This is a genomic window from Aquabacterium fontiphilum, assembly GCF_009909205.1.
Classification (GTDB): Bacteria; Pseudomonadota; Gammaproteobacteria; order Burkholderiales; family Burkholderiaceae_C; genus Aquabacterium; species Aquabacterium fontiphilum.
In genome coordinates this window covers 1-21,582 of the sequence record NZ_JAAAPN010000003.1, presented here as the reverse complement: position 1 = coordinate 21,582, position 21,582 = coordinate 1, and the positions used below count along the sequence as shown (strand labels likewise).

The 21,582-nt window shown below is 53.4% G+C and carries 22 protein-coding genes; 19 read left to right on the top strand and 3 right to left on the bottom strand.

Annotated elements, in window-relative coordinates; all coding sequences use genetic code 11:
• The first annotated feature begins 143 nt into the window (after positions 1 to 143).
• The 3 genes from GTZ97_RS03870 (at position 144) to GTZ97_RS03860 (ending at position 2,340) form a co-directional block, all read left to right on the top strand.
• A complete protein-coding gene (locus GTZ97_RS03870; RefSeq protein ID WP_161649218.1) occupies positions 144 to 584 on the top strand; it encodes a hypothetical protein in 441 nt (146 codons plus the stop codon).
• A gap of 244 nt (positions 585 to 828) precedes the next feature.
• Positions 829 to 1,167 (top strand): elongation factor Tu, encoded by a 339-nt coding sequence (locus GTZ97_RS03865; protein ID WP_161649217.1) that lies wholly within the window; start codon positions 829 to 831, stop codon positions 1,165 to 1,167.
• 144 nt (positions 1,168 to 1,311) lie between these two features.
• Entirely contained in the window at positions 1,312 to 2,340 is a 1,029-nt protein-coding gene (locus tag GTZ97_RS03860; RefSeq protein WP_161649216.1) for a DUF4365 domain-containing protein, read from the top strand.
• A 1,829-nt stretch (positions 2,341 to 4,169) separates the two neighbouring features.
• Here the strand turns inward: GTZ97_RS03860 and GTZ97_RS03855 are convergent.
• Positions 4,170 to 4,535, bottom strand: a complete 366-nt coding sequence (locus GTZ97_RS03855; RefSeq protein ID WP_161649215.1) for a hypothetical protein — start codon at positions 4,533 to 4,535, stop codon at positions 4,170 to 4,172.
• A gap of 296 nt (positions 4,536 to 4,831) precedes the next feature.
• Here GTZ97_RS03855 and GTZ97_RS03850 point away from each other — a divergent pair, with 296 nt between their 5' ends.
• The 9 genes from GTZ97_RS03850 (at position 4,832) to GTZ97_RS03815 (ending at position 12,223) form a co-directional block, all read left to right on the top strand.
• Entirely contained in the window at positions 4,832 to 5,128 is a 297-nt protein-coding gene (locus tag GTZ97_RS03850; protein ID WP_161649214.1) for a hypothetical protein, read from the top strand.
• Between the two features lie 280 nt (positions 5,129 to 5,408).
• The gene (locus tag GTZ97_RS03845) at positions 5,409 to 5,885 is read left to right on the top strand and encodes a hypothetical protein (RefSeq protein ID WP_161649213.1); all 477 of its coding nucleotides are present in this window, start codon (positions 5,409 to 5,411) and stop codon (positions 5,883 to 5,885) included.
• Between the two features lie 162 nt (positions 5,886 to 6,047).
• Entirely contained in the window at positions 6,048 to 6,587 is a 540-nt protein-coding gene (locus GTZ97_RS17070; RefSeq protein ID WP_161649212.1) for a metal-dependent hydrolase, read from the top strand.
• A 970-nt stretch (positions 6,588 to 7,557) separates the two neighbouring features.
• Positions 7,558 to 8,406 carry an AbiJ-NTD4 domain-containing protein gene (locus tag GTZ97_RS03835; RefSeq protein ID WP_161649211.1) on the top strand — a complete coding sequence of 283 codons (849 nt, stop codon included), beginning with the start codon at positions 7,558 to 7,560 and terminating at the stop codon, positions 8,404 to 8,406.
• Positions 8,407 to 8,573: 167 nt separating this feature from the next.
• A complete protein-coding gene (locus GTZ97_RS03830) occupies positions 8,574 to 9,095 on the top strand; it encodes a hypothetical protein (RefSeq protein WP_161649210.1) in 522 nt (173 codons plus the stop codon).
• A gap of 195 nt (positions 9,096 to 9,290) precedes the next feature.
• Positions 9,291 to 9,647: a hypothetical protein gene (locus GTZ97_RS16640; protein WP_236651011.1), complete on the top strand. Its 357-nt coding sequence runs from the start codon at positions 9,291 to 9,293 to the stop codon at positions 9,645 to 9,647.
• 231 nt (positions 9,648 to 9,878) lie between these two features.
• Positions 9,879 to 10,403: a DUF8453 domain-containing protein gene (locus GTZ97_RS03825; RefSeq protein ID WP_161649209.1), complete on the top strand. Its 525-nt coding sequence runs from the start codon at positions 9,879 to 9,881 to the stop codon at positions 10,401 to 10,403.
• Between the two features lie 332 nt (positions 10,404 to 10,735).
• A complete protein-coding gene (locus GTZ97_RS03820) occupies positions 10,736 to 11,254 on the top strand; it encodes a hypothetical protein (RefSeq protein ID WP_161649208.1) in 519 nt (172 codons plus the stop codon).
• 129 nt (positions 11,255 to 11,383) lie between these two features.
• Complete coding sequence (locus tag GTZ97_RS03815; protein ID WP_161649207.1) at positions 11,384 to 12,223, top strand: hypothetical protein; 840 nt, start codon at positions 11,384 to 11,386, stop codon at positions 12,221 to 12,223.
• 803 nt (positions 12,224 to 13,026) lie between these two features.
• Here the strand turns inward: GTZ97_RS03815 and GTZ97_RS03810 are convergent.
• Positions 13,027 to 13,341, bottom strand: a complete 315-nt coding sequence (locus GTZ97_RS03810) for a hypothetical protein (RefSeq protein WP_161649206.1) — start codon at positions 13,339 to 13,341, stop codon at positions 13,027 to 13,029.
• A 332-nt stretch (positions 13,342 to 13,673) separates the two neighbouring features.
• On the opposite strand from GTZ97_RS03810, the gene GTZ97_RS03805 reads away from it, so the two are divergent.
• The 5 genes from GTZ97_RS03805 to GTZ97_RS03785 all read left to right on the top strand — a co-directional run bounded on the left by GTZ97_RS03805 (position 13,674) and on the right by GTZ97_RS03785 (position 18,434).
• Positions 13,674 to 14,930 (top strand): tyrosine-type recombinase/integrase, encoded by a 1,257-nt coding sequence (locus tag GTZ97_RS03805; RefSeq protein ID WP_161649205.1) that lies wholly within the window; start codon positions 13,674 to 13,676, stop codon positions 14,928 to 14,930.
• 121 nt (positions 14,931 to 15,051) lie between these two features.
• Positions 15,052 to 15,723: an HNH endonuclease gene (locus GTZ97_RS17065; protein ID WP_161649204.1), complete on the top strand. Its 672-nt coding sequence runs from the start codon at positions 15,052 to 15,054 to the stop codon at positions 15,721 to 15,723.
• A 290-nt stretch (positions 15,724 to 16,013) separates the two neighbouring features.
• Complete coding sequence (locus GTZ97_RS03795; RefSeq protein WP_161649203.1) at positions 16,014 to 16,520, top strand: hypothetical protein; 507 nt, start codon at positions 16,014 to 16,016, stop codon at positions 16,518 to 16,520.
• Positions 16,521 to 16,766: 246 nt separating this feature from the next.
• Positions 16,767 to 17,159: a hypothetical protein gene (locus GTZ97_RS03790; RefSeq protein ID WP_161649202.1), complete on the top strand. Its 393-nt coding sequence runs from the start codon at positions 16,767 to 16,769 to the stop codon at positions 17,157 to 17,159.
• 192 nt (positions 17,160 to 17,351) lie between these two features.
• The gene (locus tag GTZ97_RS03785; RefSeq protein WP_161649201.1) at positions 17,352 to 18,434 is read left to right on the top strand and encodes a Shedu immune nuclease family protein; all 1,083 of its coding nucleotides are present in this window, start codon (positions 17,352 to 17,354) and stop codon (positions 18,432 to 18,434) included.
• Between the two features lie 455 nt (positions 18,435 to 18,889).
• On the opposite strand, the gene GTZ97_RS03780 is transcribed toward GTZ97_RS03785, so the two are convergent.
• Positions 18,890 to 19,813, bottom strand: a complete 924-nt coding sequence (locus tag GTZ97_RS03780) for an IS110 family RNA-guided transposase (RefSeq protein ID WP_161649200.1) — start codon at positions 19,811 to 19,813, stop codon at positions 18,890 to 18,892.
• Between the two features lie 164 nt (positions 19,814 to 19,977).
• Between GTZ97_RS03780 and GTZ97_RS03775 the strand changes: the two genes are divergently transcribed.
• A complete protein-coding gene (locus tag GTZ97_RS03775) occupies positions 19,978 to 20,373 on the top strand; it encodes a DUF4019 domain-containing protein (RefSeq protein ID WP_161649199.1) in 396 nt (131 codons plus the stop codon).
• Between the two features lie 616 nt (positions 20,374 to 20,989).
• Positions 20,990 to 21,415: a nuclear transport factor 2 family protein gene (locus tag GTZ97_RS17060; protein ID WP_161649198.1), complete on the top strand. Its 426-nt coding sequence runs from the start codon at positions 20,990 to 20,992 to the stop codon at positions 21,413 to 21,415.
• Positions 21,416 to 21,582 lie beyond the last annotated feature (167 nt).

Genomic DNA, 21,582 nt, shown 5'->3' with positions numbered 1-21,582 from the left:
GCCCGTTAACTATGGCGTTAGGCCTCATGTGATTTGCATCACGAATACAAATTCAATACCCCCCGTTAACCCAGATTAACACAGACTTGCAAACGACCCCGATTGGTGATTAAATATATATATTCACACCAACGGAGCCACAAATGACAACCAATGTTGTATATGCAAATTTCAGAAACCTAAAACCATCAACTGAACGCCTTTACGAACACCTATCCCGCAACAACCTAACCCCCACCAATTGGCTGTGCCCTGAGCCCACTCACCACGCGCTGGAAATTATTGCGCTTGAGCATGGAACCAGCATCTCGGATGTCATAAATTCGGCCTGCAGAATGTTCTGGCGGGAAGGTTCGATAGTTAAAACTGAATCAATTCAAGTGATGCGTCTCAGAAGAATAGAGGGGCAAGGGCGGCGCTTGACCTGGTACGCCCCAAAAGAACTGCGCCTGCGGATGGATTCCAAATCAATTGAACTTAACTCACGCATCACTGACATGATCGATACAGCGCTGATATTCTTTTACCCAACTACCGCACAATCAGGAATCATTGCAGCGCGCCCGAAACGCAGGATCTTTTAAAATCATGCAACCCACAATTTCAGTGCAAGAATTTTGGTTTCAAAAGTATGGCGCCTTATTTGTAGATAACGACTTTAAAATCATAATGATTGGCGACATGCAAAATTTCCGCTCCGCGCCCCAGCCTAACTGTCAGGTCAACTCGGACGCAACCAAGGGCCATGCCTTCGGCATTCTCATGGCCCTTGGTTGTGCCCTGCGCCCTGGCGGGCTCCGGCGCCGGTTACCTTGGTAGTTAGGCGTCATGGCTATCACCATTCGTCCACCTGATCTGCAAGCCAAGATCTCGCTCCTCTCCACTGAGCAAGGCGGTCGGCAAGGGCCCGCGGTATCCGGCTACCGCCCAAACCACGATTTCGGGTTGGCAGGCACATTGAACGATGCAGCTCATGAGTACATTGGCACAGACACCCTTTACCCAGGCCAAACGAGTCTGGCCAACATTTGGCTGCTAGCCCCACAGTATCAACAAGGGCGTTTACACGTCGGCTTTCGATTCACAGTGCAGGAAGGCTCGAAGGTAGTCGGCAATGGCGTCATTACTGAAGTTTTTTCCAAGGAACTGCTTCGCAATGCCACCTAGACCTCTTCGCGCTACGATGTGCCGCCTAACTGTGCGGTCAAGCGGACGCCAACACTGGCCATGGCTTCGCCATCTTCATGGCCAGTGTTGGTGCCCTACGCACCTTCGGTGCTCCGGCGCCGCTTACCTTGGTAGTTAGGCTTTATGAGCACAGGATTCCCCAGCTACTCAAATAGCGCAAAAAAAGGAGAGAACGGTGTCAATGTTGTCTCCAGGGTATTCAACGAAGTTTTTGGATGGATTTTCAAAAGAAACCACCAAGAGCACGATTTTGGCATTGACGGGCTGGTCGATGTTGTCCTTGATGATGGAACAGTCACAGGGCAAATGCTGGCTGTGCAGATAAAATTCGGCAAGTCATTCTTTCAAGAGAAAAATCCTTGGGGCTATATTTATAGAGGCGAATTGAAGCACTTCAACTACCTCTCGAATTACCCTGTACCTGTATTAATAGTTATATGCCACCCAAGCTCTGGTGAGTGCTATTGGGCTAGATTTGAGCCAAATCAATGCCAAAAAACAGAATCAGGCTGGAAGGCAACAATCCCATTCGAAAACAAGCTCGAGGCGTCGAAGCCCCTTATCAATGCAATCCTTCCACCAGTTAAAGATAGCTTGTCGGAGCTTGAGGAATACTGGGCAACCAACAATGTATTGCAAGAATCAGCATTTATCGTATTTGTCATTGATAGACCACAGATAGTAATCCAGGACACGCAATCAGCTCGGTCGTTCTTTGATCGCCTACGGACGACCAAAGAGCTTGCCTATAGTAGTCAAGGCAAGGTGGAAATCTCTTTCCATGGCTACGACAAAGATGTCCGGGAGCTATTCGAGATAGAAGAAGTAAGGCGATATATACCAATATTAGCGCGCGCCTTGCCGGAACTATTTTTCTTCGCGCGAACCGATCCATCCTCACACACCCTCAAAACATTTGCATTGTGCCAAACGAAAGTTTGGTGGCCCAACGGCCGCTCTACTCTTACCGAGAGAAAAAGGCTGGAGTACGAAACAAAGCCAGTGGCGGAATTCATGATGCGGCATTGGCAAGGCCTAAACGAGATGACTGAATGGTTATCAATGCCCATAGAAGAAAATAGGCGCATCTCCGAGGAAATTTTCGCAAACCTCGGTTTTGACTCCGGAGAGGAGGGCAACCTTGACGAATAAGCAGCGCGAAATGTCAATCATTTGCCACCAGCCTAACTCGGCGGTCAAGCGGACGCCAACACTGGCCATGGCTTCGCCATTTTCATGGCCAGTGTTGGTGCCCTCCGCCCTATCGGGCTCCGGCGCCGCTTACCTTGGGCGTTAGGCTCCCCAAAAACCAAGGCTCTGGAAGTCCTTTGGATATCGGTATCACCGCGCGTCGGAAGCCCTAAAAACGCGCACCAAACCGACGAGGCGCCACGCTGCCAGCCTTACTGCTTCGGCTCGCTTTGGCCGTCTGTCCGCCGGCAGCCTGCTCACCACCGCGCGGCACCAACGTGCCACACGCCATCGGCCTTGAGGGCTGCCTGTCCTTCGGCAGTCAGCGCAACATCCAGGGGCGCCAAAGTGCCACTCGCCATCGGTCGTTCAGCCAAACGCCATTGGCGCGCTTCCACCGGGCCGAGCCATCTGGCAGACTCTCTGGAAACATCAAAGGGAGCGTCTGTGCAACTGGGTTGTCCATCGAACCACGGCCGGGTTGCCGTGGGCTCCACCCCCTCTCCTTCGCGCCTCAGCCTAACTGTCAGGTCAAGCGGACGCCAACACAGGCCATGGCTTCGCCATTTTCATGGCCCGTGTCGGTGCCCTACGCCCCTGCGGGGCTCCGGCGCCGCTTACCTTGGTAGTTAGGCTCCCCGAAAACAATGGCTCTGGAAGTCCTTTGGATATCCATATCCCCGCGCTTCGGATGCCTTAAAAACGCGCATCAACCCGACGAAGCGCCACGCTGCCAGCCTTACTGCTTCGGCTCGCTTTGGCCGTCTGTCCGCCGGCAGCCTGCTCATCACCGCGAGGCACCAAAGTGCCACATGCCGTCGGCCTGTCTGGCTGCCTGTCCGACGGCAGTCAGCGCAACATCCAGGGGCGCCAAAGTGCCACTCGCCATCGGTCGTTCAGCCAAATGCCATTGGCGCACTTCCACCGGGCAGAGCCATCTGGCAGACTCTCTGAAAACATCAAAGGGAGCGTCTGTGCAACTGGGTTGTCCAACGAACCGCAGAACGGTTGCCGTGGGCTCCACGCCCTCTCCTTCGCGCCTCAGCCTAACTGTCAGGTCAAGCGGACGCCAACACAGGCCATGGCTTCGCCATTTTCATGGCCTGTGTTGGTGCCCTACGCCCCTGCGGGGCTCCGGCGCCGCTTACCTTGGTAGTTAGGCCACTAAACGGAGCAATGCGCGTGAACGGACTCGGAGCACAAACATTTCGTTGGGCCTTATTAGCAATTGGAGTCGTCGCTTGCCTGTACTACCTCAATGACGCTGCCTACAGCGCTTGGATAGCCGGTGGCCCGCCAAGTGCTCATAAGCTCGGTTGGGAGTTGCGCTCGCAAGCAAGTCTCTTTCGGGCCATCGGCGCCTTGCTGCTTGGCGTCGCTGTCTTTCGCGCTATCAAGCAAGTCCCGAGCATTGCGCGAAGCACCTGGGCAATCGCGTTATTGGCCATCTCAATGCTTCTGGTGCCGCCGGCACAACGAGCCTTGGCCATAGACAAGTGTCTCGATCGTGGCGGCAAGTGGAACCCACAAGCATTGGAGTGCGAGCATCTATGACCTCTGCCCATATCAACCGCGGCGCGGATTGACGCGTGAAGTGCAACACTGAAAATGCAGGCAGCCGTACTATCAAAACATTCCACTCCGCGCCCCAGCCTAACTGTCAGGTCAACGCGGACGCAACCAAGGGCCATGCCTTCGGCATTCTCATGGCCCTTGGTTGTGCCCTCCGCCCTAGCGGGCTCCGGCGCCGGTTACCTTTGTAGTTAGGCCCTCACTAAAGACACAAATTTTCAGGCTGAGAAGATGATCAATCCAAAGATTAATGCACTGCTGTTATGCGTTGTGTGTGTCCCTGCTACGGGCACCCCCAATGAACAGCTAATTGACTTGCTAACTTGCAGTCCCAAATCAAACTCATCGACCCTGCAAGCACAAGTCAAATCAGGCGCGATTCGGAGCGCAGGTGAAGCGATGGTGTTGGCGAAGCCGGTCTCAACAGATAAAGCGTGCGTGAAGAACGCAACGATCCTCGGATCATTTGGCACCTTGTCCGTACTCGGTGAGTCATGTGGCACCACTGCAAGTCCGCTCATTGAGGCACTCAAGGGTAAGTACCCTAATGAGGCGCCTTCCTTGCCCCCTGGCGTGTTGTTCATGGGCAAGTCCGGCAGGGGTGAGGCCATCGTTTATAAAGGCTCGGCCTCAATGCCGATGGTCCCCTCAACAACCTCATCTCAAGTTGCTTACATGTGTTCCATCCAGCTTGGCGGTACGCAGTAATACACGGGCATCGCTGTGTGCTCCACGCCCTCTCCTTCGCGCCACAGCCTAACTGTCAGGTCAACGCGGACGCAACCAAGGGCCATGCCTTCGGCATTTTCATGGCCCTTGGTTGTGCCCTCCGCCCTGACGGGCTCCGGCGCCGGTTACCTTGGTAGTTAGGCCTAACAACATGAGCAAGATGAAACGTCCACGCACCATCGTTGATAAGGCGATCCTCATCGGCTATACCCAAGAAGGTGAATGTGTTTACAACGCAGCCATGTCGCTTGATAAGTACTATGACGGCGAGCACCCCTGGGACTCATCTGAGCAGGTGCTAGCGTTGAGGTTGCATCGCGTTCACGGCTATCTTTTTGGAACTGATGGAATACTGGATCAAGAGTTTGAGAGCATCTTTGACCTTGAGTCCGGCATCTTCGCGAAAGGTTGGGCAAGGCATTCAGATGGAACATTCCAGGAGCATTGAACTGCGTATGAGCAAGATGACAGCAACTAAAAATTAGTCGCAGCCGCACCAGGTAGAACACATCTTCACTACGCGCCCCAGCGCGAATTTCCATGAAGAGTGCAACACCCGATTTTCAGGCAATGTACTTATCACAAACCTTCCACTCCGCGCCCCAGCCTAACTGTCAGGTCAACGCGGACGCAACCAAGGGCCATGCCTTCGGCATTCTCATGGCCCTTTGTTGTGCCCTCCGCTCTGGCGGGCTCCGGCGCCGGTTACCTTGGTAGTTAGGCTTTTCATGCGTGCCACATCGATAGCGCTACTTGCAGGTATTTTCTTTATCGCTGGTTGCACTGAAAAGAATCCGACTTCCGCCGCAATTGCAAAGCAGTTCACTGACACCGGCGGAAAGCTAGTCAATCTGGCAAAAATCTCGCCTAACGCATGGAGCAGGGTCTGTATTCTTGGCCCGTACTCCAACAATGAGGCCGCGGCTCAAGCACTCGGCTTTAGCTGGGACTTAGAGGGCAAGACTTCTGTTTTTTCTAGTGACGCTGTTTCGCTACTTGTATTTGCAAACTCGCGGGAGGTGATTTTCTATGTTGAGCACCCTCGCAACCAAGGCGACTTCAGCAACTTGTCAAAGCAGTGCTTCGCTAAGGCTCAGGCACGCTTCTCTCATGACTCAAGGCCAGATGAAGGCTGGCCTGGTCTGTTCCCCATTAGCGATAAACCGCAGATTGACACGCGAAATACAACACCGAAAATGCGGTGAGTCGTACTATGAAAACCTTCCACTCCGCGCCCCAGCCTAACTGTCAGGTCAACACGGACGCAACCAAGGGCCATGCCTTCGGCATTCTCATGGCCCTTGGTTGTACCCTCCGCCCTGAAGGGCTCCGGCGCCGGTTACCTTGGTAGTTAGGCCAACCAAAAAATGCCAAGTGTATTCAGCCACATCGCAGTTCCAATAGCTACTCGCATTGGAATCGGAAAAGACCTTCTTCCTGCAAAGCTACTGTTTCTGGGCCTTTTGCTATCGATCCTCCCCGATGCAGATGTGCTTCTTTTGCGCCTTGGCGTACCTTACGAGAGCGAGTTCGGGCATAGGGGAGCGAGTCACTCGCTAGTATTCGCATTCATTGCAGCAACGATCTGCGCGTTCTCATATGCTCGGGCTTACAGTCGCACTTTCTTTTGGCCATGGCTCTACCTTTTCATCTGCGCTGCATCGCACCCTCTCTTAGATACATGCACGAATGCAGGGCATGGCGCTGCAATCTTGTGGCCGTTCAGCGAACAGAGGGTCTTCGCACCGCTAAGGCCCATCGAGGCCTCGCCTCTGAGTCTGCGTCGCTTTTTTGGTGAGCCAGGCTTGCGAGTCATACTCTCAGAGTTGCTTTGGGTCTGGCTGCCGTTTCTAGGTTTGGCCATAGGCGCAAGAGTCTCGCTAAAGCTTAGGAAGGCGAGAACATGAGCACTTCGGAGAAATGGCGCAGATTGACACGTGTAGTGCAACACTCAAAACTGCAGGCTGTCATGCTGCGCAAACCTTCCACTCCGCGCCCCAGCCTAACTGTCAGGTCAACGCGGACGCAACCAAGGGCCATGCCTTCGGCATTCTCATGGCCCTTGCTTGTACCCTACGCCCTGGCGGGCTCCGGCGCCGGTTACCTTGGTAGTTAGGCCTTCTTCGGACAGTAGATAATGCGAGCTCATATCATTTAGCCACAAAACGTTATGACACAATCATTACCCAAGAATTTGCATGTATCCACGATTAAAGCGGCAGGCCTCGGTGTAATTTTATTATTTATCTCAATGCTGCTAGCTCAATTTATTACCTTCCCATCGAACGGTCACAGAGTGAATACGGATGCGTGGCCGGAAGAGGCGCAAAAAATTATCAAAGAGAACCCGGGAACCCCCATAACAGCAGAACAGTGGAAGCGTTTATACGAGGCACTCCGCCCCTACGGGGGCCCGGATTATGGTCAAACACCGAATTGGGCTCAAACCATCATGGCTAGCTGGTGGTGGTTTGCTTTTCTTCCGGCAGCGACCCTTTGCCGGTTATATTATCGGCAATCGAAGCAAACAATCACAAGCATAGCATTAGTCACAACCCCCAGCTTAGCAGCTCTTATTCTCGCTTACTCGTCCGGCCCTTAAACTTTTTACCCCGCGAACCCGAACTTGAATGCAAAGTGAATTGCACTTCAAGGCTGAAATTAATCAAGCCCAGCATGTTTTCGCCTTACTCCATGCTCTCTCCTTCGCGCCCCAGCCTAACTGTCAGGTCAACGCGGACGCAACCAAGGGCCATGCCTTCGGCATTTTCATGGCCCTTGCTTGTGCCCTCCGCCCTGGCGGGCTCCGGCGCCGGTTACCTTGGTAGTTAGGCTTTGGTTTTCAGCTCCACCAAAATTCGATAGGCTCTAAAGAACATGCGCTTTTCACAGCGAGCAGGATTAACTCCTGCGACAAAGTTGGCTCAGCGAGAAGCCATTGATGATGAGCTTCGTAATTCATTATGGAGCCTTTTATCCCTGTGCTATTGGGACACATACCGATCTCCTGGGGGCGGCTCTTACGGCCGGTCTGACTATGTAAAAAACTCAAACCTGCACAGCCTAGTTATCTGCTTTTGGCTTCATTACTTCAAGCAACCAACGGACACGATTGATCAGTACTGGGGAAATTGCTACGAGCGTCTCCGGAAGCACTTTTTCCAGGCCGAATGGTACGAAGTCTACGACTTCGTTGAGTTTGTTGCCAACTACGGACCTGAGCAGCAAAAGGCAAGGTTTATTGAACTCGCCAACAGCTACCTTGAAAGAGAAAACTCCGCTTATCGCTTTGTCAATGATCGCATCTGTGAAATTACGTCGGCGGAAGAAATAAGTACCGTCGAAGAAGCTTTATCTATTGCCGAAGACTACCGCGGAGCCAAGACGCACCTCCGTGCAGCACTTGATTTACTTTCCGATAGAAAAAACCCCGACTTCCGCAACTCGATAAAAGAAAGCATTAGCGCAGTCGAATCGTTAGCCCGGAAGCTGACAGGCGATGACTCTGGCACTCTCGGAGCAATCCTCAAAGAGCTGGAGCGATCTAAGAAGCTTCACCCAGCCCTGAAGAGCGCATTTTCGTCTTTGTACGGTTATACGAATGATGCTGAGGGCATACGGCACGCACTTCTTGATGAGGGCAACCTGACAAAAGCTGACGCCAAGTTCATGTTAGTCTGTTGCTCTGCGTTCGTAAACTTTGCAATCGAGAGTATTGGCAATTAACTTCTAAGTCCAATGTAAAAATGCAAACCCGTGCCTTCGCTCCCCAGCCTAACTGTCAGGTCAACGCGGACGCAACCAAGGGCCATGCCTTCGGCATTTTCATGGCCCTTGGTTGTGCCCTCCGCCCTGACGGGCTCCGGCGCCGGTTACCTTGGTAGTTAGGCCTCTTGAAATTACGCCAAACGATACTCAACAAAATTCGCACGCAGATGGAAGATCTACTAAATTGGTTCTCGCATTGGTTACCTCTTGTCCAAGGCTTCGCAGCGCTTGCGTCCATTGGTGGCGCAACACTGTCATGGAAATACGCAATCAAAGCACAAAGAGCGCGAAACGAAATGACACAGAACATTGTCGCTTCTCGCGCACTCGCCACATTTGAAGAAACGCTTCAGTTTCTAAACGATGCACGCATTCAAATTTCCTGCTCGACGGACAGCGAGGAAACACGACAGTACCAATACGGAGAGCTCAAGCACCGCCTTGAGCTAGCCACTGCAGCCGCTGCCGCCTCTGCGCCTTATCTGATAAATAAAATTCAGATATGGGAGAACATGACTACTGCACTGAGCAAAGCATCAATTGATCCCCGCCTCGGAAGTGTAGAGTTAGCAACAAAATTTCTGGCAATCGCTGTTGAGCAGTTGAAAATCGCTGCGGTTACGCGAGAAATTCAGCCTACCGGCTAAAATTGTTCATATTCGCATGAATGCCCAATCCGTAAGTAATTTTGCGTACTTGAAATTTTCTGCCTACGCGCCCCAGCCTAACGTTACGTTCAACGCGGACGCCAACATGGGCCATCGCTTCGCGATTTTGATGGCCCATGTTGGTGCCCTACGCCCTTCGGGCTCCGGCGCCGGTTAACTTGTAGTTAGGCTCTCATGAACGAAGCACTGTCCGCCTTACCTACCGACCTATCGCACAAGTCGATCTCTAGTCGCGAGGTCGTGTTGCCACTGGCAGAGGCACTACGAGCGATCGACCTTCTCGAAGGTGCCGGCTTTCACATTCTCGGTTGGGAGGGGTGGGTCAAGTGCGCGGACGGGCGCGTTGGACATGGAAGCGCAGGGAAGTATTCGTCAATCTCACTTCACGACCAAACACCCAAAGAAGCTGCGCGCATCACTCGCCAAGGAATTGCAGAGGATGCAGCAAGCTGGGAAAGCGAAAATGCTGGCACAACAGATCAACTGTGCTTCTGCATCACGGCTCGGATCAAATCCAACAAACATGTTTAGGGATAGCGCTAGGGATTGCGCATCTGTCACCAGCACGGATTGACACGTCAAGTGCAACACCCAGAATTTTAGGTAGTCGTAATGCACAAACCCTCCACTCTGCGCCCCAGCCTAACTGTCAGGTCAACGCGGACGCAACCAAGGGCCATGCCTTCGGCATTCTCATGGCCTTTGGTTGTGCCCTCCGCCCTGAAGGGCTCCGGCGCCGGTTACCTTGGTAGTTAGGCTTTCATGACAACACTGGCCTCCATCGGAAGTGTCGAGGTAACCCTCGAATCAGTTCTGGCGCTGTCTGCGCTTAGCCTGACCATGTATCAGGCATGGCTTAGTCGCCAACACAACCGGTTGTCGGTCAAGCCTCATCTGGTCTGGGATACACACCGAAAATGGACCGATGCAGGCCTTACTCTCCATCTGCACATCAAGAACAATGGCATAGGCCCCGCCATCATCAAAGACATTCAGTTTTTTATTGATAAGCGGCGCTTTGGCCTGCGCCCAATCGATCCGGTGGAGCAAGTGGCAGACCATCTGCTCAAGGGGACTAGAGACTATCAGGTTCAAGCTCAGTCACTTCCGGGAATCGGATCATCGGTGCCGAGCCAAGCAACGATTGAGGTTGCGCGCATCTTCTTGCCCGGCATGAAAAAGCAGAACGAACAAGCTTTTATGGAGCTTCTCAATCGTGCAAACATGAAAGTTAAATACGAATGCTTGTACGGCCGGTCATTCACGATGGAGACCACTGACAAATGATGCAAAGCCATCTAACCAGTCACACCGGCGCCAACACCTATACGGCCCAAAGCTCGGATTGACACGTGAAGTGCAACACCCAAAATGCAGGCCGTAGTGCTATCAAAACCTTCCACTCCGCGCCCCAGCCTAACTGTCAGGTCAACTCGGACGCAACCAAGGGCCATGCCTTCGGCATTTTCATGGCCCTTGGTTGTACCCTCCGCCCTGAAGGGCTCCGGCGCCGGTTACCTTGGTAGTTAGGCCCGCAAAAGGAAACTATGTCTGGTTGCCGAAGAAGCCCAAAGAAAACATGTTCGCCCCCAACGCGTCGCCTCATCACCTTAGAGGCGATGGTGAGGGAGTTCATCGACACGTACAGGCTGGGTGAGCGAGATGAGCTTGCGTTCTTCAAAGAACTCTCGCCAGAACAAGCGCTTGAATTTGCAGCGTTGGCGAAGGACTCTCGAGGAAAGCGCTTCTCGCACCAGCGCAGGCTTACTCGTGAGAGCCTACAGCAAGGCAAGCAAGCCATCATGAGCATGCTCGGAGCGTTTCAAAAGGCCACATCCTTCGATGAAGTACTGAAGGGCGTTCGGGACGTTACGTCCAAAGTTCATGGTCTTGGCGAACTCTACGCCTACGACACCGCTCTCCGAATATCCGCCAATAAGGGGCACGAACCAACGCTTGTCTACTTGCATGCGGGCACTAGAGTGGGAGCGAAGCGACTGGGTATACCCACGAATCGGGACTACGTTCCAATGACAGAGTTGCCCGAAGCACTTATGCCGCTTAAGGCGCACGAAGTGGAGAGCTTCTTATGCATCTACAAAAATCACTTCGGCGGCGTGGTCGAGCGGCGCGCCTAACTGGTCGGTCAAGCGAACGCCAACAAGGGCCATGCCTTCGGCATTTTCATGGCCCTTGTTGGTGCCCTCCGCACCTTCGGTGCTCTGGCGCCGCTTACCTTGGGCGTTAGGCCAAAATCCCTCAAACACATGTCACGCCTTGCTATACGAAAAGAGGTACTTCGGGATCTCGCCATTAAGTCAAAGAACCAATGTGCGTTTCCCGGTTGCGGGCGTCCGCTGCTTAACGAGCATGATGACTACGTGGCGGAGCTTTGCCATATTGAGGCGGCAGAGCCGGGCGGCCAACGATACAACCCATTGTTGACAGATGAAGAGCGTCGGGCGCCAAGCAATCTCATGTTCATGTGCCATGAGCATCACAAAGAAACCGATGACGAACTACGCTACACCGTGGCGAGACTTCAAGAAATCAAACGCTCTCACGAGAAGCTTCCCGAAGTCGTTTTTAACGCTGATCTGCTACTTCGCCGCATCGAAGAAGTAGCAGCAGAGCAAGCCTCGATCAAAAAAATTCTCCTGAGCGTCCCTCAGGCCGAACCAAATGGCACGTATCAAATCATTGGCCCAGAGCTACAAGAGTGCTGGTCTCCTGAGGTCGGGCGCTTCTATGAGACAAAAACGGGTCAAACGACCAAGTTCAAATACATGATGCGAGATGGATGGCTGCACATCGAACAAACACTCCAAGATGGCGCCATCGCCTACTATGAGGTCAATGAGGCAGGCATGGTTCGGAACTCGCGCTTTCCTTATCCTATAAACGAGTATCGCGTCGTTATCCCCGAGGAACTAATCCTTAGCAAGGAACGCATCCAGTCCAGCTTAGGGACCCACGCCATCAAAACAGTACTTAAGTGGTCAAAGGGCAATGTCGTAGAGCACTTCATGGGGCAACTGTTTGCCGGGGCGGACTGCCACGCTCGATGCGCCATTAGCCATGAGCAGAGAACCATTACCGTTCTATGAAATCAATGCTAAAAAATCTCTCTGCCTCATGTTTTGGCCTAACTGGTTGTTCAACAGGACGTCTACCAGCTACGCTGGCAGTCGCCTGTTAACGTGGCGTTAGGCTGCACCAAATGCGAGTGATGCTCATAGTGACCGCTGTGATCGGTGTGGTCATTGCTGGGCTAGTGATGCGGCCAGAGCCTATGAGCGCCGCAAACGCTGTGCACGCGGCTGGACCCGCCGCAGCGTCGCTCGGGTTCGATCTGAACAAGTTGTCGCCGCCAACTGCTTCCGGGAGCGCCACCTGGGGAACGCAGTCGTTTCACTGGGAAGCGGCGTCCCCGGACGGTCAGCGGCATGTTTTGGACTATCTCGTCGTGGACGAGAGTCTTTGTTGGACATCCGTTCGCGGCTCAGAAGTTCGATCGCACGGATGCGTGGTCGTCAAACTGCCGCAATGAAGTGCCACACGCCTATGCCAAGTGGGCAGCCCGTCCGCCTGCGGTCAGCGCACGAATCAGTGATGCCACCGCGCACTAGCATCAGCCAGAATCACAGCAAATCATCAAAGGGAGCGTCTGTGCAGCATCACTGTTCATCCAACCATGGCCAGTTTGCCGTGTGCTCCAGGCCCTCTCCTTCGCGCCCCAGCCTAACTGTCAGGTCAACGCGGACGCAACCAAGGGCCATGCCTTCGGCATTCTCATGGCCCTTGGTTGTGCCCTCCGCCCTGAAGGGCTCCGGCGCCGGTTACCTTGGTAGTTAGGCTTACATACGCCCGCTCATCTCCGCTCAAGCACAGACACATCGCAAAATGCGAATCATTTTCTCAGATATTCAACCGAGCAGACAACGACAACAAAAGCGACAGAAAACAAGGCGAAAGCCCTATTGAAGGCAATAATTTTGCCTATTAATTTAGCGCCCCAACCCTCCTTGCCCACGTACTCTTTAGCAACAAGCCTCTTCAAAACCAAAAATAGGCCCAAGTTAACGCACACCAGCCAGACAGCTTTCCGAGTAGCCCAAAAAGCTGCCCCCGGCTCAAAACGCCACATGACAGCCAGAAGAGCTACAGCACACAAAACGCCGCCCACCAGAGAAATCTTCTCAATTTTTGTAAATTCTGTACTCATCCCTAAAACCACCAACCTTAAAACCAACGGCACTATCAATATTCTACACGCAAACCACCCAAAGAGGCATAAATCGCAAAGCCAATAATGCCTATTGCAGGCGCCCTTATCTTCCAATACGCGCCGCAGCCGCCACTTGACACGCGGAGAGTAACGCCAAAAAATGCTGACTTCCACACTGTCAATACCTTCCACTGCGCGCCCCAGCCTAACTGTCAGGTCAACGCGGACGCAACCAAGGGCCATGCCTTCGGCATTATCATGGCCCTTGGTTGTACCCTCCGCCCTGAAGGGCTCCGGCGCCGGTTACCTTGGTAGTTAGACATAACCACATGAGCACTTATCGAGAAAAACTTGCGGCAACGCTGAATGGGCGGGGCTACAGCAACCGGACTGTAGAGTCTTATGTGATGTGGCTCGACAAGCTCACCACCCACTTCCCGGGCAAAAGCTTGCCAAAGCTACAGCCAGCAGACATTAATGGATTTCTCCAGTTTCTGCAGGAAAGACGATTTAGCGAGCAATCAGTAAAAAGTGCCAAGGCCGCAACCAAATTCATTTTCAAGGATGTGCTCCCCAGGCCGGAGATAATATCTTCATTGCCAAAATCAAAGAGGAGCAAAGCTGATCCATTCATTCCGACTCAGCGTGACGTGCTTGCCATCCTTTCATTGGTAGAAGACAAAACACTACACACTGCCTTCGGATGCCTATACGGCATGGGGCTGGAGTTGCTTGAGGTCATAAACATAAAAATTAAGCACCTCGACCTCGCTAATTGGAAAATCAAGATACAACCCAAGCGAACACAAAAAGCCAGATTGTCCGCTATTCCCGTGTGCCTGCGGGAAAATATAAGATTTCTGTCTGAGGGCAAGGCCAAAGAAGCCTATCTTTTTGCGAAAGTCGATGGCGCACCTCTATACGAGCAAAAGCTGCAGCGGGTTTGGGCTGAAGCAAGAGACAAAGTGGGGGCGCCAAAGTCGCTCACCATGAGATCACTTCGCCATGCATATGTCATGCATTTAACCGCCCTGGGCTTTCAGTTGGGCGATGTTCTCTTTCATCTAGGCTATAACCGCGCTAGTGCGCTCGAATACTATTGCCGAACATCGGACCCCGCGCCAGAGATGTACAGCCCTCTAGACAAGCGACTTGACGAGCAACCACACACAGAAGGCGGTACCCTACCGTATGTTTCCGAGCAACGGATAGCCGCAATATCCGCCCTCAAATCTAGCAGATTTGACTATTCGAAGCTGGCTCAAATACTCATGGAGTTAAACTTCGCCAACTTAAATAGCTGCACCTACTCGGTGGCCTATCTACTCCGAGCGATCATTGATCACATTCCACCGCTCTTTGGTTGCGAAGCGTTTTCGCAGGTGGCATCAAATTACGCCGGAACAAAGTCATTCAAGAAGAGCATGGAGCAACTTCAAAATTCTCTGCGAAATATTTCTGACGGCTTAATACACACGCAAATACGCGCCAAGGAAGACACCCCAACAAAGGTTCAAGTTGACTTCAGGAATCAACTGGATCAACTGCTCGGGGAAATTATTCGTATCAGCGCAAAAAATGTCTAACTGTCGGTTCAACGCGGACGCCAACACTGGCCATGGCTTCGCCATTTTCATGGCCAGTGTTGGTGCCCTACGCGCTTCGCGCTCCGGCGCCGGTTAACCTGGGCGTTAGGCCTCTTTATCTATGGCATATGTTTTCGACCTAAAGCAAGTGTGTGGGGGCTATGCCTACTTCAGCACCTTCACACTAGGCAACATTTCAGAAGATGATCGGTTTGAGATCAGAGAACCATCTCAAGTGGACGCAGATCGCTTTCTCCGTGCGCTTGAAGAGTTGGGACAGAAGGCCGTTTTTATTGAATCCGAGGGCGATTACAGGAGGTGGCTATACCTTCACGGCTGGTCAATCGTGGAGCCGCGTTTTGCTAGAGCACATATGCCTCAGTGGCTCAAGCAGCATAAGTGCATCACTTCTAGCTTGCGTTCATACACGGATATCGAAATTGCGTCTAAAGGCGTCCTTAAACGAAGTTACAGAGGCAAGGCAAAGAGAGAAATACATGACCGGGACGGGGGGGCATGTCTTGTGTGCAATGCGAATGATGCACTTACTCTTCAACATGTTTGGCCCTTCTCCGCAGGCGGTGAGACAAGCAGCCGGAACATGGTTACTCTCTGCGAGAAGTGCAATCAAGAATACGCGGACGAAATCAGTCCAGAGCTTTATCGGATGGCTGGACTACATCATGGGTACGAACCATCCTTGATCAAGGATGCTCCAGATCGAAAAGCAGCTATGCATCGCGCAGCTTATCTTTCGGCCAATCTTATGCACACGAGATGCGATCTCTGGTAAATCATCTTTTCCAGCCTCCGTCCACTGCGCGCCACAGCGCCGGTTCAGAACGCGTGCAACACAGTGCCTTCGCGCGCCCGCCTAACTTTGCGTTCAACAGGACCCCAACCTGCTGCGCAGGTCGGGGCCTGTTAACTATGTAGTTAGGCCTTCGGAGCTAGAGAATGATTTTAAGATCCCTCTGTCTTATCTGCTACCTTGCCGCATCAACTCTATTTTTGGGTTGCTCCACTCCGTCCGCCAGCAAATCTCAGGCAGCATTTATTCCATATACCGGATATGTAAATGACATGCGCGCGAACCACTGGAAAACCACAAAAGTTTTTTCAACATCACAAGGCGTAATTCAACACCTTGGAGATGAAGCCTTTGACGGAGGAATCGTAAAATTCCTTCCCCAGACACTTGCTCCAGCTCTTCACGCTAGAAATGCGAGAACTATCGTCATTAAGACGTTTGATGTTAGATTGTCATTGCCAGATACAACCAAGGCAGATCCAGTTATGACATCAACGCTAGTCTCAATGCATGGTCTAATCGCATTACCGATGATCGAGCTTATGAACCAGTTCTCACGAAACAAGACTGCTTCAGCCGTTATCTGCGTAAACGTTGACGGAAATGACTACCTTGGCAACGACTCAAATATATTCATGTGGGGCGCACAAGAAGAACTTGAAAATTCGATACATCGAGCAATCAAAATTCTGTCCAAGAACATCATTCAGGGAGAAAAGACGCTCAGTCCAGCCTGTGAACCTGGATGGGAAGGTGGGCAGCCGAACACGCTCAACTGAATTATTTACTACGCAGATTGCCACGTGAAATGCAACACTCAAAAAAGCAGGCTCACGTACCATCAAAACATTCCACTCCGCGCCCCAGCCTAACTGTCAGGTCAACGCGGACGCAACCAAGGGCCATGCCTTCGGCATTCTCATGGCCCTTGGTTGTGCCCTCCGCCCTGAAGGGCTCCGGCGCCGGTTACCTTGGTAGTTAGGCTCCCTGTCGCAGCAAGCATAAAAATCAACCAGCGAAAAAAAATGGGTTTCATTTTTCTCCTCTTAGTCGTGACTGTGTCACTTAAATCTGCCCTAACGCTGTGGCAACAACGTTCAGTTCTTTCGGAATTCGGAGCATCCCGCAGCCTTGCAATTGCTGTTTTGCTTTACCCCATAGGCATGGCGGCACTCATCCTCTTGCCTGAGAGGGCGGGGTTGCTCGGCGCCGCCGGCATCAGCCTTGCAGCATTTGCACCAGCAATTGCCCTTTCCAAAAGTGCACAGAAAAAACTCCAACGCGCAGGAACAGATCGAGCACAACCTGCAGAGGAGATTGCCGCCAATGTTTTCATGACAGGTATTGGCTGCATTCTTTATTTCCTTGTTGGCACAGCAATATCAATTGGCTCTCAGTATTCCTCAAATCCTTACTGAGGAGCCAATTTTACTGTGCGCCAGCCAATACTTAAATTGTGGCAAAAACTTTCCACTCCGCGCCCCAGCCTAACTGTCAGGTCAACGCGGACGCAACCAAGGGCCATGCCTTCGGCATTTTCATGGCCCTTGGTTTTACCCTCCGCCCTCACGGGCTCCGGAGCCGCTTACCTTGGTAGTTTGGCACCATAGATGAAGCTCTCTGATCAGATCGTCCAGTTTCCCGGATGGAGTAGCCATCAGCAGAATCTTTGCCGAGTGCGAACGTTTCTTGGGGCGTCAAACGCGGTCGTAGCACTTGTCACGGACTTGAGTAACATACACCCCGGCCAATCCATTACCAACGCAATCGAGCAGGTCCACTCCACCTTAATCAATCGCGGCATTGTTCTACCAGGCACAGCGCTGATCGAACACTATGAAGAAGTCAACTACGGCGAGCCAACATTCGATCTTGTGAGCTTCACAGAGAGCGGGTCGCCTAGCTGGCGATCTCTGTCTCTTGAACAGGCAATGGAAATCCTTCAATGCACCTTAGCTGAACTAAAAGCTCAGACACTCTCTGTGCCTCGGCTCGCGGAAGAAATAGACAGGATGAGTTCCGCAATTGACCCATTCGCTAAATCACCTTGGCTCGAGTCACCTGAGGTCGTGAACCGCCGCTCCGACATTCAAGCAAGCATGGTTTCAAAAAAGGATATTCAGGCACTAGTTGATCGCGGCGCAACAGAACGAGAGCTTCAGTCGCTACTTAAGAGGGACCTATCACTCTTTGGCGAGTTATATAGCAGCCCTCACGAGCATTACATTGCCTTCTCTGAATTCCCTTTGGCAGAAGGGTTTGTAGATTTCACTCTTTTCACGAGTACATCTCGGATGGAGATCGTTCTCATAGAAATCAAAGGCGCCGACTTTTTCCTCGTCAACGATGATGCCTACGGCGAGTTCGCACAATCGGTGAATCGCGCCGCCGGCCAGATTAGACGCAGAGTTGGAGACATCTATAGAGATTTGAACTCCTTTCGAAAACAAGCCCACAAGATTCGGGCGCGCGCGGAGGCCGGCGAAAAGATTCATGGTGCTTTCCTTGGCCCTCAATGCCCTCTCGGAGTAGATCCCAACAAAGACATCACCATAAGAACGGTGGTTGTGGGGGGGCGAACTCGCAACGACCTTGTAGAGAGCAGAAAGCGCCACGACTTCGAGCATGGCGTCTCTCCGCCAATAAAGATCGAGTCATGGGACACATGGCTTAGAAAGCTGAGGCGGCAATGACGCATAGCCTAACTGGTCGGTCAAGCGGACGCCAACACAGGCCATGCCTTCGGCATTCTCATGGCCTGTGTTGGTGCCCTCCGCACCTCCGGTGCTCCGGCGCCGCTTACCTTGGGCTACAAGGGCTTCCCCATCTGTCAAGCAAAACCATCCCCGGGTGATTCGCCGAAGGCGATTCACCTGGGACCTTCAAACCATCAAACACCAACCCAGGGATCAGACGCGCGGACAGCAACCAAGGGATAAGGACGGCAACACTACAACCGGTCTTCAATGCAGCATCAAGGTGCTGCGGACCCTGATGAAAGACGCACGCGGGGGCTCCATTCGTTAGTCAAGGTCGCCATATGGCGCCTTCACAGGTTATCCGAGCCTTCCCCGCGCAGGTCCAACCTTGGTTCTCATCAACGCGGCATCACGCCATGAATCGTCACACGGGCACTCTCAGGCAGTCGTCAGGTCAACGGCCTGAACGCTTCGCCTTTGCTGAGCATCGCCCAGGCCATGCCCGCATTCTTGGCCACCACCGCTCGCGCGCCCAGGATCAGCAGCATGCGCAAGTAGCCGTCTCCGGCTTTGGTGATTCGCCCCAGCCTTTGTTTGCCTCCAGAGCTGTACTGGCTGGGCACCAGGCCCAGCCACGCCGCAAGCTGCTTGCCGCACTTGAAGTCGTGCGCGCTGCCAATGCTGGCCATCAGGGCCGTGGCCGTCTTGTCGCCCACACCGGGTATCGCCATCAGCTTGCGGCAGCGGTCGTCCGCCTTGGCCATCGTCTCGACGTGGCGGTCGTACTCGGCAATGCGTTCATCGAGCCGGTGCAGCTCGCTGAGCAAATCGCCAATTGCGGTGTTGGCCCAGCCCGGCAGGTCTTCGAGGCATTGGCCGGCTTCGCACCGAACCACCTCGGCGCGCTGCGGCAGCACATGGCCGTACTCGCTGAGCAAACCCCGGATGCGGTTGATCGTGGCAGTGCGCTGTTCGATGAACCCTTGGCGCACGCGGTGGATGCTCAAGCGGCCTTGCGCGTCTTCGCCCTTGATCGGCACGAACCGCATCTGCGGGCGCTGCACCGCTTCGCAGATCGCCTGCGCGTCGGCCGCGTCATTCTTGCCCCGCTTGCCGCTGAGCCGGTATGGCGCCACGAACTTGGCCGCCATGATGCGCACCTGGTGCCCAAACTGCTGAAACTGCCGCGCCCAGTGGTGCGCTCCAGAGCACGCCTCCAAGCCGATCAGGCACTGCGGCAGTTTGGCGATCAGCTCCAGCAGCGCATCTCGCCGCACCGCTGGCCGCACCAGCACCGCCTTGCCCGCTGCATCCACCCCGTGCACCGCAAACACGTTCTTGGCGAGATCGATCCCAATCGCAATAATGGCCATGGACTTCCCCTTCCGAGTGAGTGGATGAGATTCGCAACCCCATCGTGGCACTTCGATGCCGTTCGCCGCAAATCGCGGCTAGCTCGGGACGGGAAGTCCCTTTCATTCGTTAGGGCTTTTTTGTCAAATTCCAGGGGAAGGTAATGCAGTTTCTAAGATTGGTAATGTTCGCTTTCGGCATCTTTGTCCTTGCCGGCTGCTCCATGTCAGCAGATACCCAGCTAGCGGAATCCCAAGTTCCAAATTTCCACTCCTCCTTTAACTCAGGCGATTTCAAGGGGGTATATACCTTTGCAGCAGATGATCTAAAGCAGGCTACTTCAGAGGCAGATTTCGTTGCACTTCTGGAGGCAGTTCACCGCAAGCTTGGCACCATGGAAAGTACAACCAGAGAAACGTGGCATGTTAATTATCACACCTCCGGCACTTTAGTTACTCTCGCCTATAAATCAAATTACCAGCATGGAGAGGCCACCGAAACCTTCGTTTATAGACTCAAAGATGGTTCTGCCAAGCTAGCTGGCTACCATGTGAACTCAAACGCATTAATAACAAGGTAGCCCTAACCAGTCATTCAAGCGGGCAAAAAACCGCTGCGCGGTTTCTTGCCGCTTAATTCCAACGTTAGGCTCCCCGAAAACAAAGGCTCTGGAAGTCCTTTGGATATCCATATCACCGCGCTTCAGAAGCCTTAAAAACGCGCACCGAACCGACGAAGCGCCACGCTGCCAGCCTTACTTCTTCGGCTCACTTTGGCCGTCTGTCCGCCGGTAGCCTGCTCACCACCGCGCGGCCCCAACGTGCCACATGCCATCGGCCTTGAGGGCTGCCTGTCCTTCGGCAGTCAGCGCAACATCCAGGGGCGCCAAAGTGCCAATCGCCATCGGTCGTTCAGCCAAACGCCATTGGCGCACTTCCACCGGGCCGAGCCATCTGGCAGACTCTCTGAAAACGTCAAAGGGAGCGTCTGTGCAACTGGGTTGTTCATCGAACCGCGGAACGGTCGCCGTGGGCTCCACGCCCTCTCCTTCGCGCCTCAGCCTAATTGTCAGGTCAAGCGGACGCCAACACAGGCCATGGCTTCGCCGTTTTCATGGCCTGTGTTGGTGCCCTACGCCCCTGCGGGGCTCTGGCGCCGGTTACCTTGGTAGCTAGGCGCACCGTAGGAGCACCACCATGCCAACCAGTCTCTCTCTCGAAACACTGTCCCCGGAGCAGCGCGAGCTTTGGGATCGAGTCTGCGAACTCTGGGAACAGTCTCGCGGCCGAGATCGCACGCTCATCGCACAGGCTATACATCCTCAGTATGTCGGTTGGGACATGTCCGCCGAACTGCCACATAACAAGGACGGTGCCGTCGCTTCAGTAACTGATGACGCCCCCGAGCTTAAAGGCTACGTCCTCTCTCCGCGCAGCATTCAGGTCTACGATCATCTGGTAGGGATAGTCCACTACTCATACCGGGCCGCCGTTCAACCGCACGGTGCAGCGTCTTTTGACGTCACCGGCAAGTGGACCGAGGTGTATCTCAGGCAGGGCCGTGAGTGGATAATGATTGCCGTCAGTGGAAGGCCGGACCCACGTGCGGAGGCTGCAGCCTAACAGTTCATTCAAGCCGACGCCGCTTCGCGGCGCGGCTTAATTGTCACCGCCGCAGTAATACTGACCCACTTCGTCGGCGTAAAAGTGACCCACCTGGGGTAAGGATGGCGGCTTTGGCCGCCGATGTTGACCCAGGAGCAAGTAGTGGAGATCAAGGTGATGTCTCG